The 15,439-nt window shown below is 49.3% G+C and carries 19 protein-coding genes and 1 pseudogene; 18 read left to right on the forward strand and 2 right to left on the reverse strand.

Translation table 11 applies throughout. The annotated features are described in order from the left end of the window. The first annotated feature begins 104 nt into the window (after window positions 1-104). The 6 genes from cysK to lysS all read left to right on the forward strand — a co-directional run bounded on the left by cysK (window position 105) and on the right by lysS (window position 5,750). Window positions 105-1,031 (forward strand): cysteine synthase A, encoded by a 927-nt coding sequence (gene cysK / locus JOD24_RS10350; RefSeq protein ID WP_429246879.1) that lies wholly within the window; start codon window positions 105-107, stop codon window positions 1,029-1,031. A 190-nt stretch (window positions 1,032-1,221) separates the two neighbouring features. Then, window positions 1,222-2,097 (forward strand): dihydropteroate synthase, encoded by an 876-nt coding sequence (gene folP / locus JOD24_RS10355; RefSeq protein WP_429246880.1) that lies wholly within the window; start codon window positions 1,222-1,224, stop codon window positions 2,095-2,097. Beyond that, window positions 2,097-2,459, forward strand: a complete 363-nt coding sequence (gene folB, locus JOD24_RS10360; protein WP_429246881.1) for a dihydroneopterin aldolase — start codon at window positions 2,097-2,099, stop codon at window positions 2,457-2,459. The genes folP and folB overlap by 1 nt, the downstream gene beginning before the upstream one ends. Further along, window positions 2,456-3,010 carry a 2-amino-4-hydroxy-6-hydroxymethyldihydropteridine diphosphokinase gene (folK, locus tag JOD24_RS10365; RefSeq protein WP_429246882.1) on the forward strand — a complete coding sequence of 185 codons (555 nt, stop codon included), beginning with the start codon at window positions 2,456-2,458 and terminating at the stop codon, window positions 3,008-3,010. Before folB ends, folK begins: the two co-directional genes overlap by 4 nt. 120 nt (window positions 3,011-3,130) lie before the next feature. Continuing rightward, the gene (dusB, locus tag JOD24_RS10370; RefSeq protein WP_429246883.1) at window positions 3,131-4,138 is read left to right on the forward strand and encodes a tRNA dihydrouridine synthase DusB; all 1,008 of its coding nucleotides are present in this window, start codon (window positions 3,131-3,133) and stop codon (window positions 4,136-4,138) included. 112 nt (window positions 4,139-4,250) lie between these two features. Next, window positions 4,251-5,750, forward strand: a complete 1,500-nt coding sequence (gene lysS, locus JOD24_RS10375) for a lysine--tRNA ligase (RefSeq protein WP_429246884.1) — start codon at window positions 4,251-4,253, stop codon at window positions 5,748-5,750. Window positions 5,751-6,099: 349 nt separating this feature from the next. Here the strand turns inward: lysS and JOD24_RS10380 are convergent, their stop codons facing one another. Both JOD24_RS10380 and JOD24_RS10385 read right to left on the reverse strand, forming a co-directional pair. Next, on the reverse strand, window positions 6,100-7,002 hold the full coding sequence (locus tag JOD24_RS10380) for a glycerophosphodiester phosphodiesterase (protein WP_429246885.1): 903 nt from the start codon (window positions 7,000-7,002) through the stop codon (window positions 6,100-6,102). Window positions 7,003-7,297: 295 nt separating this feature from the next. Further along, window positions 7,298-8,173 (reverse strand): glycerophosphodiester phosphodiesterase, encoded by an 876-nt coding sequence (locus JOD24_RS10385; RefSeq protein WP_380166356.1) that lies wholly within the window; start codon window positions 8,171-8,173, stop codon window positions 7,298-7,300. A gap of 214 nt (window positions 8,174-8,387) precedes the next feature. Here JOD24_RS10385 and lepB point away from each other — a divergent pair, with 214 nt between their 5' ends. The 12 genes and pseudogenes from lepB (at window position 8,388) to JOD24_RS10445 (ending at window position 15,161) form a co-directional block, all read left to right on the forward strand. Then, window positions 8,388-8,849: a signal peptidase I gene (lepB, locus tag JOD24_RS10390; protein ID WP_380166354.1), complete on the forward strand. Its 462-nt coding sequence runs from the start codon at window positions 8,388-8,390 to the stop codon at window positions 8,847-8,849. A gap of 24 nt (window positions 8,850-8,873) precedes the next feature. Further along, on the forward strand, window positions 8,874-9,500 hold the full coding sequence (locus tag JOD24_RS10395) for a YIP1 family protein (RefSeq protein WP_380166352.1): 627 nt from the start codon (window positions 8,874-8,876) through the stop codon (window positions 9,498-9,500). A 24-nt stretch (window positions 9,501-9,524) separates the two neighbouring features. Beyond that, a complete protein-coding gene (locus tag JOD24_RS10400; protein ID WP_380166350.1) occupies window positions 9,525-10,418 on the forward strand; it encodes a DUF4244 domain-containing protein in 894 nt (297 codons plus the stop codon). A gap of 13 nt (window positions 10,419-10,431) precedes the next feature. Continuing rightward, window positions 10,432-10,737, forward strand: a complete 306-nt coding sequence (locus JOD24_RS10405; protein ID WP_380166348.1) for a hypothetical protein — start codon at window positions 10,432-10,434, stop codon at window positions 10,735-10,737. 324 nt (window positions 10,738-11,061) lie between these two features. Further along, a pseudogene (locus tag JOD24_RS10410) lies at window positions 11,062-11,337 on the forward strand (pre-toxin TG domain-containing protein); the annotation flags it as partial. Window positions 11,338-11,432: 95 nt separating this feature from the next. Then, window positions 11,433-11,579 (forward strand): hypothetical protein, encoded by a 147-nt coding sequence (locus tag JOD24_RS10415; RefSeq protein ID WP_380166346.1) that lies wholly within the window; start codon window positions 11,433-11,435, stop codon window positions 11,577-11,579. A 460-nt stretch (window positions 11,580-12,039) separates the two neighbouring features. Then, window positions 12,040-12,552 carry a hypothetical protein gene (locus JOD24_RS10420; RefSeq protein WP_380166344.1) on the forward strand — a complete coding sequence of 171 codons (513 nt, stop codon included), beginning with the start codon at window positions 12,040-12,042 and terminating at the stop codon, window positions 12,550-12,552. A 51-nt stretch (window positions 12,553-12,603) separates the two neighbouring features. Then, the gene (locus JOD24_RS10425) at window positions 12,604-13,167 is read left to right on the forward strand and encodes a CPCC family cysteine-rich protein (protein WP_380166342.1); all 564 of its coding nucleotides are present in this window, start codon (window positions 12,604-12,606) and stop codon (window positions 13,165-13,167) included. A gap of 84 nt (window positions 13,168-13,251) precedes the next feature. Further along, on the forward strand, window positions 13,252-13,425 hold the full coding sequence (locus tag JOD24_RS10430; RefSeq protein WP_380166340.1) for a hypothetical protein: 174 nt from the start codon (window positions 13,252-13,254) through the stop codon (window positions 13,423-13,425). Between the two features lie 383 nt (window positions 13,426-13,808). Further along, window positions 13,809-14,255 carry a hypothetical protein gene (locus JOD24_RS10435; protein ID WP_429246886.1) on the forward strand — a complete coding sequence of 149 codons (447 nt, stop codon included), beginning with the start codon at window positions 13,809-13,811 and terminating at the stop codon, window positions 14,253-14,255. A 153-nt stretch (window positions 14,256-14,408) separates the two neighbouring features. Then, a complete protein-coding gene (locus JOD24_RS10440; protein WP_429246887.1) occupies window positions 14,409-14,573 on the forward strand; it encodes a transposase in 165 nt (54 codons plus the stop codon). Window positions 14,574-14,657: 84 nt separating this feature from the next. Further along, the gene (locus JOD24_RS10445) at window positions 14,658-15,161 is read left to right on the forward strand and encodes an SUKH-4 family immunity protein (protein WP_429246888.1); all 504 of its coding nucleotides are present in this window, start codon (window positions 14,658-14,660) and stop codon (window positions 15,159-15,161) included. Window positions 15,162-15,439 lie beyond the last annotated feature (278 nt).

The raw sequence follows: 15,439 nt of genomic DNA on the forward strand, positions 1-15,439 counted from the left end.
AGAGGAAAACCCGTTGCTAACTTGAAATTGACAGAGCGAGGGCGGATTGGTACGATAAAACCATAAATACCAACCGAACTACTTGGTAAAAAGGGGAGGCCATTATGCGCGTTGCCAACAGCATTACTGATCTCATCGGGGAAACCCCTATTGTGAAGTTGAATCGCATTGTAGGCAAATCAGACGCTGACATCTATCTGAAACTGGAATATTTCAACCCTGGGAGCAGTGTGAAAGACCGGATCGCCCTTAGCATGATCGAAGACGCAGAGGAACGGGGGGAATTGAAGCCAGGGGATACGATCCTGGAGCCTACCAGTGGAAACACGGGAATCGGGTTGGCTATGGTCGCAGCGGCCAAGGGGTATCGAGCGATTCTGGTGATGCCGGATACTATGAGTATGGAACGGCGCAACCTCCTACGGGCCTATGGGGCGGAACTGGTGCTTACACCTGGAGCCGAGGGGATGAAGGGAGCCATCGCCAAAGCAGAAGAGTTGGCCGCTACCCGCCAGGATGTGTTCATGCCGCAACAGTTTAACAATCCGGCCAACGTGAAGATTCATGCAGAGACGACGGGGCCGGAGCTCATCAAACAGATGGGCGGCCAGGTGGATGCCTTTGTAGCTGGGGTGGGCACCGGCGGAACCATTACCGGTGTCGGGAAAGTTCTGAAAGAGCAGATTCCCGATATTCATATCGTCGCAGTGGAACCCACCGCTTCTCCTGTCCTCTCCGGTGGCCAACCCAGTCCCCATAAGATCCAGGGGATTGGAGCCGGGTTTGTCCCGGAGATTCTGGATCGGGAGATCTATGATGAAGTGATCACCATCGACAACGAAGAAGCTTTTACATGGGCTCGCCGGCTGGCCCGGGAAGAAGGGATCCTCGGGGGGATCTCCTCTGGAGCTGCTGTCGCCGCCTCTATGAAGGTGGCTCGCCGGTTGGGAGAAGGCAAACGGGTGTTGACAGTGATCCCCAGCAATGGGGAGCGCTACTTGACCACTCAGCTGTACCAATTTGAAGAGTGAGGCTGGATCTGGCCCCGCGTGAGCGGGGCTTTTTTCCTGTTGAAAGGGGCGAGGGGAAGGGGAAAGGACACCTTTTTTCCCCGCCGGTTTTGTTGTAAACTGGGGGAAGGGTTTTGTGCAATCAATCACAACATGACAGCAGGCCTACGGGAGGCAGACCGCTGTCAGCCAAGGATATAGATTCCAGCCGATGTGGAGGAGAGAACCCTTGACACAAACGACGCTAACTCCCTTCCGGCCGATCCAGGCCGGTGCCTTTACCTTGCCCACAGACCGACGTACTGTGGTGATGGGGATTCTCAATATTACTCCCGATTCTTTTTCCGACGGAGGGAAGTATCATCAGATGGAGTCGGCGATGAACCGCGCTCGGCAACTGGTGGCGGATGGTGCCGACCTGATCGATGTGGGAGGCGAATCCACCCGACCGGGATATACTCCCGTCTCCTTGGAGGAGGAGTTGCAACGGGTGATCCCTGTCATCCGTGAACTATCTCAAACCATCGACGTACCTATCTCCATCGACACCACCAAGGCGGAGGTGGCCCGGCAGGCGGTGGAAGCGGGTGCCCATATCATCAATGATCAGTGGGGATGCAAAAAAGACCCCGACATGGCCCGAACCGCAGCGGAACTGGATGTACCAGTAATCCTGATGCATAATCGGGAGGAAGCCCGTTATCACTCCCTGATGGAAGAGGTCTGTGCCGACTTGATGGAATGTGTGGACATCGCCCGCAGGGCGGGAGTCAAAGAAGAGCGAATCATCCTTGATCCGGGGATTGGCTTCGGCAAGACCCATTCGCAAAATCTGACGGTAATGAACCATCTGGAGCAGATCGTGGAACTGGGCTTTCCCGTTCTCCTCGGCACCTCTCGCAAATCCCTGGTCGGACGTACCCTGGATCTGCCGGTGGAAGAGCGAGTGGAAGGGACCGGGGCGACGGTCACCTTGGGGATTGCCAAGGGTTGCCGGATGGTGCGTGTTCACGATGTGAAAGAGATGGTCCGGTTCTCTCGTATGACGGATGCCATGGTGAATGCTTCCGCTGGAGGGGATCTCTGATGGACAAGATCTTTTTCAACGGAATGGCTTTTTATGCTTATCATGGTGTATTCCCTGAGGAGAACCGGCTGGGGCAACGGTTTCTCGTCGATCTGGAATTGGGCCTTCACTTCCAAGCAGCGGCAGAGACAGATGATCTCCGGCAAACGGTGAACTATGCCGAGGTGTATGAGGCGGTGCAGGCCGAGGTGGAGGGGAACACCTATGCCTTGCTGGAAACTTTGGCGGAGCGGATCGCCGATCGCTTGTTGACTGGTTTTCCGGTGGAAGAGGTGCAAGTCCGGGTCACCAAACCGGATCCGCCGATTCCGGGCTACTACCAGTCTGTCGGAGTAGAGATCCAGCGGAGGCAACCGCGATGAACCAGACCGTGACTGCCTACCTCGGTCTGGGAAGCAATCTGGGAGACCGCCGGCTTCAGCTGGAGGAGGCGCTCCTCCGCTTGCACCGGCGAGAAGGGATTCAACTCACCCAGCTCTCTTCGCTGTATGAGACAGCACCGGTGGGTTTCCTTGATCAACCCTACTTTCTCAATCTATGTGCGGAAATCCAGACGACCTTGTCCCCAGAGTCTCTCCTCTGGGAATTATTGCAAGTGGAACAGGAACTTCATCGAGTGCGCCGGGTGCGATGGGGTCCACGCACGATCGATGTGGATTTGCTCTTGTATAGCGACCAGATTTTGCAGGAAGAGAAGTTGATCCTTCCTCATCCCCGCATGATCGAGCGTCCCTTTGTCCTGATCCCCTTGGCGGAGATTGCGAGGGAAGTGAAGGTCCCCGGAACCGGAAAAACCGTCGGCCAGTGGCGGGAGGAGATGGGAAGCCCCGAGGATGTGGTCCCATGCAGCGACCCACTCACCCTGGCGCAGGTAACGAACGATCTAGAAGCAAATGTTCACAGGGAGGATTAGGGGATTCATAGGGAGCCGTCTTGGAATCGGCAGAACTTGGGCGCCGCAATGTGAAGCCCCACCCCATCGTCCCAGATGCAGGATAGGACCCTACGGAGCGGCTAAAAGGAGGTGTTTCAGATGCAACCGATGAAGTTGAAGATCGGACCGATCGAGACAGAGAACAATGTGGTGTTGGCCCCGATGGCCGGCGTCTGCAACCCAGCCTTCCGCTTGATCGCCCGGGAGTTTGGCACAGGGCTGGTCTGTGCGGAGATGGTGAGTGACAAGGCGATCCTGCATGGGAATGAACGGACGAAAAGGATGCTGCAGGTGGACGAACGGGAGAAACCCCTCTCCCTCCAGATCTTTGGCGGGGACAAGGAGAGTCTGGTGGAAGCGGCGCAGGTGGTGGACCAACTGACCAATGCCGACATTATCGATATTAACATGGGTTGTCCCGTGCCCAAGGTGATCAAGTGCGATGCCGGTGCCCGCTGGCTCCTGGATCCCAACAAGATTGAAGAAATGGTCTCTGCTGTGGTGGAAGTCGTCGACAAACCGGTGACAGTGAAGATGCGCACCGGCTGGGATGAAGACCATATCTATGCGGTGGAGAACGCCAAGGCGCTGGAACGGGCGGGAGCACAAGCCGTCTCCCTGCACGGGCGCACCCGGCAACAGATGTACACCGGGAAAGCTGACTGGGACATCATCCGCCAAGTGAAAGAAGCGGTGCAAATCCCCGTGATCGGCAACGGGGATATCCAGACGCCTCAGGATGCCAAGCGGATGCTGGACACTACTGGTTGCGATGGGGTGATGATCGGTCGTGCCGCCCTGGGCAATCCCTGGATGCTGTACCGGACGATCCATTACCTGTCCACAGGAGAACTGCTTCCGGAACCCACTCCCCAGGAAAAAGTGGAGATCGCCCTCTTGCACATGGACCGGCTGATCGCCCTCCGTGGGGAAGAAGTCGCCGTCCGGGAGATGCGCAAGCATGCTTCCTGGTACCTGCGGGGCATGCGGGGAGCGGCCCGGATCAAGGATCAGGTGAATGAACAGACCACTCGGGAGGGAATGGCCCAGGTCTTGACCGGATTTGTGGAGCAGTGGGAAGCGCGTTCCAAACAGCAACCCGCCTGAACAGGTTCATAGGATGTAGGTTCTCGGATGTGACGGCACTTTCATCGATTGAAACGGATGAATTTTGACTATACAGGAGAATAACGGAGCATCGCCGCTTTAGAGGAGTGAGATGGTTATCATGAATCAAGAAGAAGAGTTGAACGAACTGTTTCAGGTGCGACGGGACAAGCTGGATACACTGCGGGAGCGGGGAATCGATCCTTTCGGCGGCAAATTTGAACGGACCCATCATGCACGGGAGATTCTCGATGCCTTTGATGCTTTGAGCAAAGAGGAGATCGAGGAGAAGCAGCAGGCAGCGGTGATCGCCGGCCGGCTGGTCTCCAAGCGGAAGCAGGGGAAAGCCACCTTTGCCCATCTGCAGGATCAGAGCGGGCGCATCCAGATCTATGTCCGCAAGGATGAAGTCGGAGAAGAGGATTATGAAACTCTATCCACTTCAGATTTGGGGGACTGGCTAGGTATCTCCGGCATGGTCTTCAAGACCAACCGGGGAGAGACCAGCGTCAAGGCGGCGAAACTCACCTTTCTCAGCAAATCCCTGCGGCCCCTGCCGGAGAAGTTCCACGGGTTGAAAGATGTGGAACTCCGTTACCGCAAACGTTATCTCGATCTGATCATGAATCCGGAAGTGAAAGAGACCTTTATCACCCGCAGTCACATCATCAGCTCCATCCGCCGGTATCTGGATGGCCAAGGCTATTTGGAAGTAGAGACGCCCACTTTGCACACCATCCCTGGCGGTGCGGCAGCCCGTCCCTTTATCACCCATCATAATGCACTGGATATGGAACTGTATCTGCGGATTGCCATCGAGCTCCATCTGAAGCGGCTGATTGTCGGCGGAGTTGAGAAGGTGTACGAGATCGGCCGGGTCTACCGCAACGAAGGCATCTCCACCCGGCATAACCCGGAGTTTACGATGTTGGAGCTGTATGAAGCTTTCGCTGATTTCCATGACATTATGGACCTGACGGAAAAGATGATCACCTATGTCGCCCGGGAGGTGCTGGGTAGTGACACCCTTCACTACGGGGAACACACCGTCCAATTGGGCAAACCCTGGGCGCGCAAGCATATGGTGGATCTGGTGAAGGAATACACCAGCATCGATTTTTGGCAGGAGATGGAGGATGAGAAAGCCCGTTCTCTGGCTCAGGAGCAGGGAGTGGAGCTGAAGCCGGGCATGACCTTCGGCCACATCGTCAATGAATTTTTTGAACAGAAAGTGGAGGAGAAGCTGATCCAGCCCACTTTTGTTTACGGGCATCCGGTGGAGATCTCTCCCCTCGCCCGCAAGAATGAAGAAGATCCGCGGTTTACCGACCGTTTTGAGCTCTTCATCGTCGGCCGGGAGCATGCCAATGCCTTTACCGAGCTGAATGATCCCCTGGATCAACGGGAGCGCTTTGAAGCCCAAGTCCGGGAGAAATCCCAGGGTAACGACGAGGCTCATCCCATGGATGAGGGTTTCCTGGAAGCCTTGGAGTATGGGATGCCCCCCACCGGCGGCCTCGGCATCGGTCTGGATCGCCTGGTGATGCTGCTTACCAACAGCGCCTCCATCCGCGATGTCCTCTTGTTCCCCACCTTGCGGGATCAGGGATGAGGCGATGAGGGTGATAGAAAGCCCAGTGAACCAACCCTTGGTTGGACACTGGGCTTTTGCATGGGGAGAGGCAGACGTGTTGATTAACTTTAGGTAGAAAATCAGGTCGGGAGGGTGGGACGGTGATTCGCCTTTGCACCCATAGGGCACAAGTCTCGCCAGGGTCGCTTTCCGCTCCCGGGTCTCGCTATGCGCTCTTTGCAAGAGATCGTAGCCGAACCACCCTCCCCGTCCCTTCAAGCCATCTTTTGCGATGGGGGCAATGGGAAGAGCGAAAGGGCCGTTTCGTTTCCGTTATCCATTTTATAGATAATCAACATCCCTGGGGAGAGGGTGAGGAAAATGTGCTTTACCGACTTGGCTTAGATCCATAACCTTTTTCTTGCTTTAGAATCTGATTCAACCGATCCGGGTAGTTGGTCACGATCCCGTCGACTCCCCAGAGGATCAATCGGCGCATATCCCGAGGACGGTTGACAGTGTAAGGATGGATCACCATTCCGTGACGGTGGGTGCGGCGGACATCTTCCGGACGCATCCGCCGATGATCATAGCCGACTCCATCCGCATAGGCGGCGACATGGCGGAGGGTTTGGGGAGTCAAGTAACCGGATTCCTTGTAATGAAACAGTTGGATCAGCGGAATTTGGGGGAGCCTTTGATGGACCCGCTTCAGGCTGTTTCGGTCAAAGGAGACGATCATCACTTGGGACTCCTGTTTTTTGCGGGGCAAGAGGCGGTGCTTCTCCAATGTGTGGAACAGTTTTCTCTCCAGCTGGGGTCCGGCGGATTCCTCCTTGATCTCGATGCTGAAACGGATTTTCCCATTTTTCAGCCGGAGAACCTCCTCCAAGGTGGGAATTTGAAGCCCCTGAAATTGCGGGTCCCATTTGCGGGGATGTTGTTTCCCGAACCAAGTGCCGGCATCCAGCTGTTTCAACTGAGCCAGGGTATGTTTCTGCACGGGTCCGCTTCCATTGGTGGTCCGATCTAAGGTTTCATCATGGATAACCACCAGCTGTCCGTCTCGAGTCAGATGCAGATCCAACTCCATCCAATCCGCTCCCATCCGCTGAGCCAGCTGATAGGCAGGCAGCGTCGACTCCGGCGCATGTCCTGAGGCCCCCCGATGGGCGATATTCCACACCTTCTCCCTCGCCGTCGCCTCCTCCATCATCCCGGTCCCTGTCCAAACAGGTAACAAAATCACCAGTACTAGTCCAACCCGTAACCAGTATCGGTGCGTTTCCATGGGTATCCCTCCTACAGGGCTTAGGATGCCCCTGGGGAGCGGAAACTCATTCTGAATCAGGGCTGTTGTTCGGAATCAAAGGTGGCAGGATGTATTGGAGAAAGGCTACTCTTCAGGTCATGACCCCCTTCTTCCGCCAGAACTCCAGTCCAAGCCCGCCGTTCCCGGATGATGGAGAGACGATCAATTCGCGTCACCCGTCTTAAAATGGGAACGGAGGTTCATAGACATGTCTGAAATCCATATGGAAACTTTGGAGAAATTAATGAGGGGAGAACGCCTGTAACGATAGGGCTTACCGTCCCTTCAGCACTTCCTGCAGTCGGTCGGGATGATTGGTGATCAGCCCGGTGACTCCCCAGTGGATCAGCTTCCTCATATCTGACTTGGAGTTGACGGTATAGGGCTTGATGTCCAAACCGTGCTTGCGTACCTTTTGCACATAATTGCGATCGATCTGCTCAAAGTTCGGCCCGACACCGATGGCGTAGGATTTGATATCTGTCAGTTCTTGATCTGTGATCGTGGCTGGTTTGGAGTAGGAGAGAAGCTGAACCAAGGGGATGTTTGGATTCAATCGGTGTATCTTTAACAGACTCTCCTGACTAAAGGACTGGACCAGCACATGACCTGTGCGCAGGGAAGATTTCCGTAACAGCTGATGCCGCTCCAAAGTGTCGAGCAGTTTCTCCTCCATCCCTGGATAGACATGAGGTGCCTTCGTTTCAATGTAGTATTTCTTATGAGGACCGAAGTGCTCCAGCACTTCATCCAGAGTGGGCACACGCTGGCCCCCATACTCCGGTTTGGCATACTGGGGATACTTTTCGTTAAACCAGGAGCCTGCATCCAATTTCTTAATCTCCGCCAGGGTGTGATCCTTCACCTGACCGCTTCCGTTGGTGGTTCGATCCACCGTCTCATCATGCATGCAGATCAATTCACCGTCCTGGGTCATCTGCAGATCGATCTCAATATAGTCCCCTTTCAACCGCTCTCCCAACTGATAGGAGGGAAGAGTATGTTCCGGTGCATAGGCGGAAGCCCCACGATGGGCTATATTGAGCACCTTTTTCTGCTTGGCGTCTACCACTGAACCGCTTGTCAGGCCAGTCATCAACAACCCCACCGCAGTCACTCCCGACAACCAAACCTTCCAATCCAATTTCATCGAACCCACCCTTTCCAAAGAATCTCCCATGGACATCCTATCCATTGAGTATTAAGAATGGGTTGACAAAGGATGAAAAAAGGATTGATAGAGTCAGGAAGAAGATAGATCTTTTTCTCTCTTTCCTTCTTTTTTATTTTGAAAGAAAACATTGAATAATGGTTAATATTTTGCTATTCTACAACCAGCTTGGGAGTAAGTGGGAGGATCGGATATGAAGAAAGTGATGGTCATCTCTTTCGCAACGATCGCCTTTTTGTTCATCGGCGTGATTGTTTTTTTTCAGCACTTTTTCATCTACGAAGTAGATGGCAACAGTATGCATCCCACCCTCAAAAATCGTGAATCCGTCCTCAGTCGGGAGTTCGCACTGAAAGATATTGAGGGGGGAGACATTGTCGGTTTTACTCATCCCGACTTTGCGGAGAATGAGTTTTTAAAACGAGTGGTGGGCTTGCCAGGAGATACAGTGGAAATCAAAAACGAACAGGTCCTCATCAACGGGAAGAAAGCTCCATATCCCATCCAGGCCCAAGGGGCTCCCGATTTTGGGCCGGTCCATGTGAAAAAGGGTCATCTGTTCCTGTTGGGTGACCGACTCTCCCTCAGTGAGGACAGTCGGGATTTTGGAGTGATTTCATACGAGGAGATCCGAGGGGTATTGGTATTTAAGTGATGAGGATCAACGGAGGCGAAGAACGTGGATAGATCCCAACCGTGGATTTCGATCTGGCTGCACACCCGAGAGACCATTCGGGAATCCTTGCGAGAGACATCCCGCTTGACGAAAATCATTTTGATCGTATTATTCGGAATGGTCTTGGGTTATGATATCGCTTCATTACAGGATTTAGGAGATAAATATTCTTTGGGATGGATTTTGTGGGGATCGCCCTTGACCGGTATTTTCAACGCTTGGATCTACTGGCTGGTGATCAGCTGGCTGGCCTATTGGATCGGTCGTCGCCTTTTCCAAGGAGAAGGGGATTGGGAGGAAACACGGACCGCCGTGGCCTGGGCCTCGGTTCCCTTCATCGCCAAATGGATCCTCTGGATCCCGCAGTGGTTTCTGTTTGGGGCGGACAATTTTACAAGGTCCACACCGCTACTGGACACCTCGGTGGGATGGTCCGTTGGGTTTTGGCTGTTTGGATTACTGGATCTGATCTTGACCCTCTGGTATTTTGTCGTGCTGTCCAAGAGCATCGGTGAGGTGCATGGGATCTCCTCCGTACAGGGCTTGGGGATTGTCTTGCTCAGCTATCTAGCAGTGATTTTGGTGCTGGCGTTGATCAGCATAATCACCTTCAGCCTTCTGGTGAGGTAGGAAAACGGAAGGAGAAACGGGCCTATGCAGAAAGGATGGAGATCCCTGATCCGGGGGAGAAAAGGTGCCCAGACCGTGGAGTATGTCATCATCCTGGTGGCGGGTGCACTGTTGGCGGGGATCTTATACAATTTCCTGTCAGGCGGTGAATTGAAGAATACGCTGGAAACGAAGATCGAACAGATTATTGCAGGGAATGTAGGCAATGGCAAAGCCCCTAGGAATGAAAAACAACCAGAGCCCAAGCCACCACCTAAACCCCAGCCGGAGCCAAAGAAAGAAGAGAAAGACAAACCATGGTGGAAGAAATTCACGGACAATCGGTATGTGAAAGAAGGAACTGATTTTGTATTGGACAGCGTCCCCGTGGTTAGCAATATTAAGTCGGGCTACGAAGCCGCCAGGGGAAAAGATATCTTTGGAAATAAACTGAGCAAAACGGATCGCGCCATCGCAGCCACAGGGGTGCTTATTCCCGGAGCCAAGCATATCAAACGGGGAGTCAAAGTGGCCGACAAGGGCCTGGACGCGATCAAAGGGTCTAAGAAAAACCGAAGGGTGAATCGGGAAGGCTGTACATGTCCGAAGGAAAAACAGAAAAAAGGAACCCCTACTAAAGTCACCTTTAGTGCAGATTCCAAGAAACATGTCCGTGATAGACATGTTGGAAACAAGCCGGGCTGGGAGCATAAAAGCAAATGGACAGTGAGTGGTGGGGAATGGGTGACTTATTCAAGAAAAACATTTAGAAAACCGGACAAGGTTTCAAAAGATGGAGACCGTTTTGTTTATGAAAAAGAATTTAGCGATCCGATAGGCGTGGATGCAAATGGTGATAAGCTATATAAAGTCAGGGTAGTAGTGGAGAAAGACGGGGAAGTGGTGACGTCCTTTCCACAAAAAGACTGGAAAAAATAATGGAGGTGAACACATGGGAATGGACCTGTTGATGTATGATACAAAAGGGAATCTGATCAAAGTATTGGAAATCCCCGCCGAATTGCATCACAATATATTCAGAGAGACGGAAGTATGGAGTAGCTATCTGGAGCTGCGTAAAATCAAAGACTACTATAAAACCAATGTCCATTGGGGAGCTGATGAAATCAAACGCTTTCAGTCTGATCTGGAACAAATCAGCCTGTTCTTAAGTCCATCTGGAAAGAAGCAGGCTCATCAATTGATATCAGCAATCCAAGTTCACCATCCTTGGAAAGTCAGGATTACAGGTGATTAACGGATCGGTAAGAATCGAGGTTTTTATCCATGGGATGCATCCCCGTCGGGGGTGGATCCCTGATTTTTTATATCAATCTCTTTCAGGACTGAAAATGAAACCATCAAACCCTCACCCTTTGATCCGGCAGATGATGGGGAGCGTTTGTATCCTGTTAGGATGAGGTGGGATAGATTTTGGAGAGAGAACAAGCCATATCCGTTATTGTGCAACAAGAGTTGGGGGAGATGTCCAAAGACGAACGGGAAAGCGAATTGTGGAATCTATGGGGAATAGATGAGGAATATTCTGGGATAAGGCCAAGGACTTCTTAAAGAAGGACTCGATTTTGCATTGGACAGCGTCCCCGTGGTTAACAATATCAAGTCAGGCTACGAAGCCGCCAGGGGAAAAGATATCTATGGAAATAAACTGAGCAAAACAGATCGCGCCATCGCAGCCACAGGGGTGCTTATTCCCGGAGCCAAGCATGTCAAACGAGGTGTCAAAGTGGTAGACAAGGGTCTGTACTTGGTCAAGGGAACTAAGAAAAACCGAAGGGTGAATCGAGAAGGCTTTACATGCCCGAAAAGCAACGGTTCAAAAGAAAGAAACCTCTAAAGACATCCTACAGTATGCTACCAAACGAAGGATAACAATATCAGGGATGAAGACGGGAAAATATTGAATCCGAAAAAGAAACAGGGGGGCTTGTCGTGAAAAAAAGGTACTTTGAGTATTGGGATTTGTATGATGAAGAACCTGAAGACCCACTCAGTAAAGAGGAAGCGGAAAAACGGCATCAAGGAAAAGAGCGATATGTGATAACCTTTTTAGGATATCAACATAAAATATGTTGTTGAAATGAATTTTGATGATTACTATTGTGCAGTCATGTTTTTAACGGCTGAACAAAAAAGTAATAAAAGGGAATTTTTTGTAAAATACAAAGATAAGTTATTTCTGAAGAGTAAAACATTTTTACATGACAATGGTGTTTCGAAACTAGGATACCTTTATGAAACCGATGATGGGTATCGAAAAACCCTATTTGGGAAAGAACGGGGTGGGATCATCGAGCAAACCTTTGGCACCACGGATGTGAACACTCATTTTCGGGAGATGGTGGAGTTCGGGAAGTATGACTCGATCCTCCCCCTGTCATCGAATAAATAAGTGTTCGGCCCGGATTTTTTTCGGGTCTTTTGCTTTGACTTTGAATCATATTCATCCATCTTCGTGCCAGGGTTGGGAGCCAAAGTGGCCGACAAGGGTCTGGACGCGATCAATACTATAATTGGATAAAGAGAAGGAGAGAGTCCTATGTTTAATATGCGACTAGTTGTTAGAAAACCTTTAAAAGAGCTTCCTCAAACATATTTTATAAAAGAATATAATGTTGAATTAGATGATGGAAGATCAGTCATACATGATCTATGTGAGATATTTAGTGATACTGGAGACATATCTTTTTCCGTTTCTGGGTTTGGGCAAACAGAGTGGCCAGTCGACTGTGTATTTGATCTTTCATCGGTTATGGAGCAACTACCCGAGATCATTGAAAAAATTAATAATGGATCAGATTTTATTTTAGATTTTTATGAACAAGGGATCGAACGGGAAGTGCGATTTGTATGTTGCGTAGATCATTATGTGTTAACCTGTAAGAGCAGGACGGATTGGAATCCCGATCCTGATAAAATAAGAATGAATAAAGAAGATGTTCGGTGGATGTTTATGAGTTTGTACAACAACTTTATAAAATTAAGTGATCATTTATGTCCGAATTTAGCAAGAAATTCATTATTAAAGAAATGGCTAAAGTATGGACGGTAGAACTTATATCATGGAGTAAAGAGAGAATGAACCCTTGAGGTGGGATAGATTTTGGAGAGAGAGCAAGCCATATCCGTTATTGTGCAACAAGAGTTGGGGGAGATGTCCAAAGACGAACGGGAAAGCGAACTGTGGAACCTATGGAGAATGGATGAGGAAGATCCTGAATGGGTGAGGTTGACTGATGTTTTGAAGGATGAATTGCTTCACAACGAGGAACCGGTTGCAGATGTGATGAGTTCCAGATACGATCCTTTGTTAAAGATCGTCTTAGCAAAGGGGTATGTTGGAGTTAAAAATGAGTATCTATCTGAACGGGTCACTAGAATTTTAGGTGAAGAAGTCGTCGTGGAGGGGCGAGCAGATCCGTTGTTTGCCTGTCCATGCTGCATGTATCGCTCCTTGACAGAACGTGGACAGTATGAGATTTGTCCAGTCTGTTTTTGGGAGGATGACGGAAGTAATGATCCAACACAGTATAGTGGACCCAATCATATGACATTGGCAGAAGGGCGAGATAACTTTGCTAAATATGGAGCTGTGACCCCATCCGCCTTACAATGGGTTCAGCCAGATGCAAAGAAGCGATATGACTTTGGTGGCGGAGATGCGTAAGGTATTTCTATAGATCAATCCAAATCAGTTGGTTCGGAAAAAACTTCGGGACACTTGATTTATTTTGGGGAGGGAACCGACTGGGTGGACCTGTTGATGTATGATCCAAAAGGGAATCTGATCAAAGTATTGGAAATCCCCGCCGAATTGCATCACAATATATTCAGAGAGACGGAAGTATGGAGTAGCTATCTGGAGCTGCGTAAAATCAGAGACTACTATAAAATCAATGTAAATACTCGCCTTCCATCGTTCTAATCAATTGGGAAGCTCATTATGAGGATGATCCTGACTATGTTGTAACCCTTATCAGGGGTTCATATAAAGAATTAATTAATGATTTACAATAATGTTAAGGCTCAACACAAGAAATAGTGCTTGACATATAGCATGGTTAGATGAAAGAAGCATTACCTATACTATCTAACAAGAAATTGATAGGGTGGTGTGTGTGGCTGATGTAGATTCCCGTGGGGAAGAATGGGTATTTTATTTACGACATATTTGAAGGGGCATACTACTAATCTCAGGTTTATCCAGGCGGAGGAAGACATGGATTACCTTATGTAAAAGTAAAGGGAAATGGGGTTAATTAAAAGGGAGATTTCTATTGGGTTGGTTAAAATTTGGGGGTGAGGGCGATGTACAGTAGACTGCCAAATTTCAATGCCCCTATTCAACCGGGTGTGTCATGTGGGGGTCTTCATATTGGTGAAAGCTTGTTGGAATACATTGATTTGTTCTCTTCTTTTTCACTTAAAATGTACGATGGACAACAAAAATATGCTGAATTGCATTCCCCATTGCACGTAGAGTATGTTTATAAAGATAAAATTTCATATGTATTTCATATTCCGGACCACAAACTCATGAAGATATGTGCTTTTGAAAACTACAAAGGTAAACTATTTGATAAGATCTATTTGGGAATGGATCTGGATGAAGCTGTAAAAAAAGAGCCAAAGCTGTACTATGATGAGGACGAAGAGCTGTATTTCATAAAAGGTGTCAAAGGTGTAAGTATCGAACCCGATGGATACTATAAACAAATTTACTCTATAATTGTATATTCAGAGGATTTGATTTAGGATAGGAAAAAATGATTCGCCAGATATATCTTTGGGAAGGGGTTTAGTAAAAATATGGGATGACTGGACATGTTGTATAACGCCCCATTTTAAAATATGCAACACCCGGTTTACCGAGACATCCAGCCCCCCATAATGGTAGAAAATCCATTGATGAAGATAAGGCGTCGTCAATGGAGCAGTGAAGAAAAAGTGGCGATTATGATAGAAGGTTTGAAACAGAATCGATCAATCTCTAGAGTTCGCCGGGAGCATCAAATCTCGCAGGAGCTTTACTACCAATGGAGGGATGCGTTTTTAGATGGAGCAAGCTTTTAAGTTTAAGGGAGATGCCAGAGGGTAATGGCTCACTACTCAAACTGTCACGACTTCCTCCATCCCCTTTTACGGAAGGGTAATATTATGAATAAGGAACACCAAGAGATTATGAAATTCTGGGGGAATTCTCTGGTTGCACTAGACCCCCAAACAGTAGAAAACCAAAACCTGTCCCAGGAAACAAAAAACTTGTTATGTACCGTGGGAATTCCCGAAAATCACAGTAAAATCAGAGAGTCTCTCCTAATTACTTTTTATGAGGACCCCTTTCCTGTCGAATTTCAACAGGAGAATTATTTAGTTATTGGGGATGATTACGGTACCAAGATTGGTATTAAAAAAACAACTGAAGAGATTTATTCTATTAAAGAGTCGGAAACAAGATTTATAAATTCCAATATTGAATTGTTTCTGAAGTTCCTGCAGATCTATATATCTGTAGAATTTGAAAAGGTCTCAGATGAAGATATCGCGGAGTTGATAAATGGAGTTGAAGAAAGGTTTAATCATTTAGATAGTAAGTCTCTGGAAGATGAAGAAAACTGGTGGCCTGTAATTTTGGAACAAATTGAAGAGGGATTCATGTGATTTAATCTGCTTGGCGAGCTGAAAAGTTGGGTAGAAGCCTTAAATGAAATCCTTCCATGTCCGATCCAGGGTTTATTAGGGGAGGAAATCTATCTGGATCGCCTGGAATCGTTGGATTCAAAAACCCCTTTGCATCGATCACCCAGCTTTGGTTTGGGGTATTTCCATACTCGACCCTGCAGATATTCTAAAAAGCCCGGGAAGAAACCCAGGCAGAATGAGATTTATCCACGGGGGGCATCCCAATCGGGGTGAGTCCCGTTTTTGTTGGAATCCCT

Source organism: Kroppenstedtia sanguinis, from assembly GCF_050433445.1.
In the GTDB taxonomy this organism is placed as follows: domain Bacteria; phylum Bacillota; class Bacilli; order Thermoactinomycetales; family DSM-45169; genus Kroppenstedtia; species Kroppenstedtia sanguinis.

Excerpts from the sequence above, each read along its gene's own strand:
- cysK (WP_429246879.1), top strand. The coding sequence starts at position 105 with ATGCGCGTTGCCAACAGCATTACTGATCTCATCGGGGAAACCCCTATT.
- folP (WP_429246880.1), top strand. The coding sequence starts at position 1,222 with ATGTGGAGGAGAGAACCCTTGACACAAACGACGCTAACTCCCTTCCGG.
- folB (WP_429246881.1), top strand. The coding sequence starts at position 2,097 with ATGGACAAGATCTTTTTCAACGGAATGGCTTTTTATGCTTATCATGGT.
- folK (WP_429246882.1), top strand. The coding sequence starts at position 2,456 with ATGAACCAGACCGTGACTGCCTACCTCGGTCTGGGAAGCAATCTGGGA.
- dusB (WP_429246883.1), top strand. The coding sequence starts at position 3,131 with ATGCAACCGATGAAGTTGAAGATCGGACCGATCGAGACAGAGAACAAT.
- lysS (WP_429246884.1), top strand. The coding sequence starts at position 4,251 with ATGGTTATCATGAATCAAGAAGAAGAGTTGAACGAACTGTTTCAGGTG.
- JOD24_RS10380 (WP_429246885.1), bottom strand. The coding sequence starts at position 7,002 with ATGGAAACGCACCGATACTGGTTACGGGTTGGACTAGTACTGGTGATT.
- JOD24_RS10385 (WP_380166356.1), bottom strand. The coding sequence starts at position 8,173 with ATGAAATTGGATTGGAAGGTTTGGTTGTCGGGAGTGACTGCGGTGGGG.
- lepB (WP_380166354.1), top strand. The coding sequence starts at position 8,388 with ATGAAGAAAGTGATGGTCATCTCTTTCGCAACGATCGCCTTTTTGTTC.
- JOD24_RS10400 (WP_380166350.1), top strand. The coding sequence starts at position 9,525 with ATGCAGAAAGGATGGAGATCCCTGATCCGGGGGAGAAAAGGTGCCCAG.
- JOD24_RS10405 (WP_380166348.1), top strand. The coding sequence starts at position 10,432 with ATGGGAATGGACCTGTTGATGTATGATACAAAAGGGAATCTGATCAAA.
- JOD24_RS10420 (WP_380166344.1), top strand. The coding sequence starts at position 12,040 with ATGTTTAATATGCGACTAGTTGTTAGAAAACCTTTAAAAGAGCTTCCT.
- JOD24_RS10435 (WP_429246886.1), top strand. The coding sequence starts at position 13,809 with ATGTACAGTAGACTGCCAAATTTCAATGCCCCTATTCAACCGGGTGTG.
- JOD24_RS10440 (WP_429246887.1), top strand. The coding sequence starts at position 14,409 with ATGAAGATAAGGCGTCGTCAATGGAGCAGTGAAGAAAAAGTGGCGATT.
- JOD24_RS10445 (WP_429246888.1), top strand. The coding sequence starts at position 14,658 with ATGAATAAGGAACACCAAGAGATTATGAAATTCTGGGGGAATTCTCTG.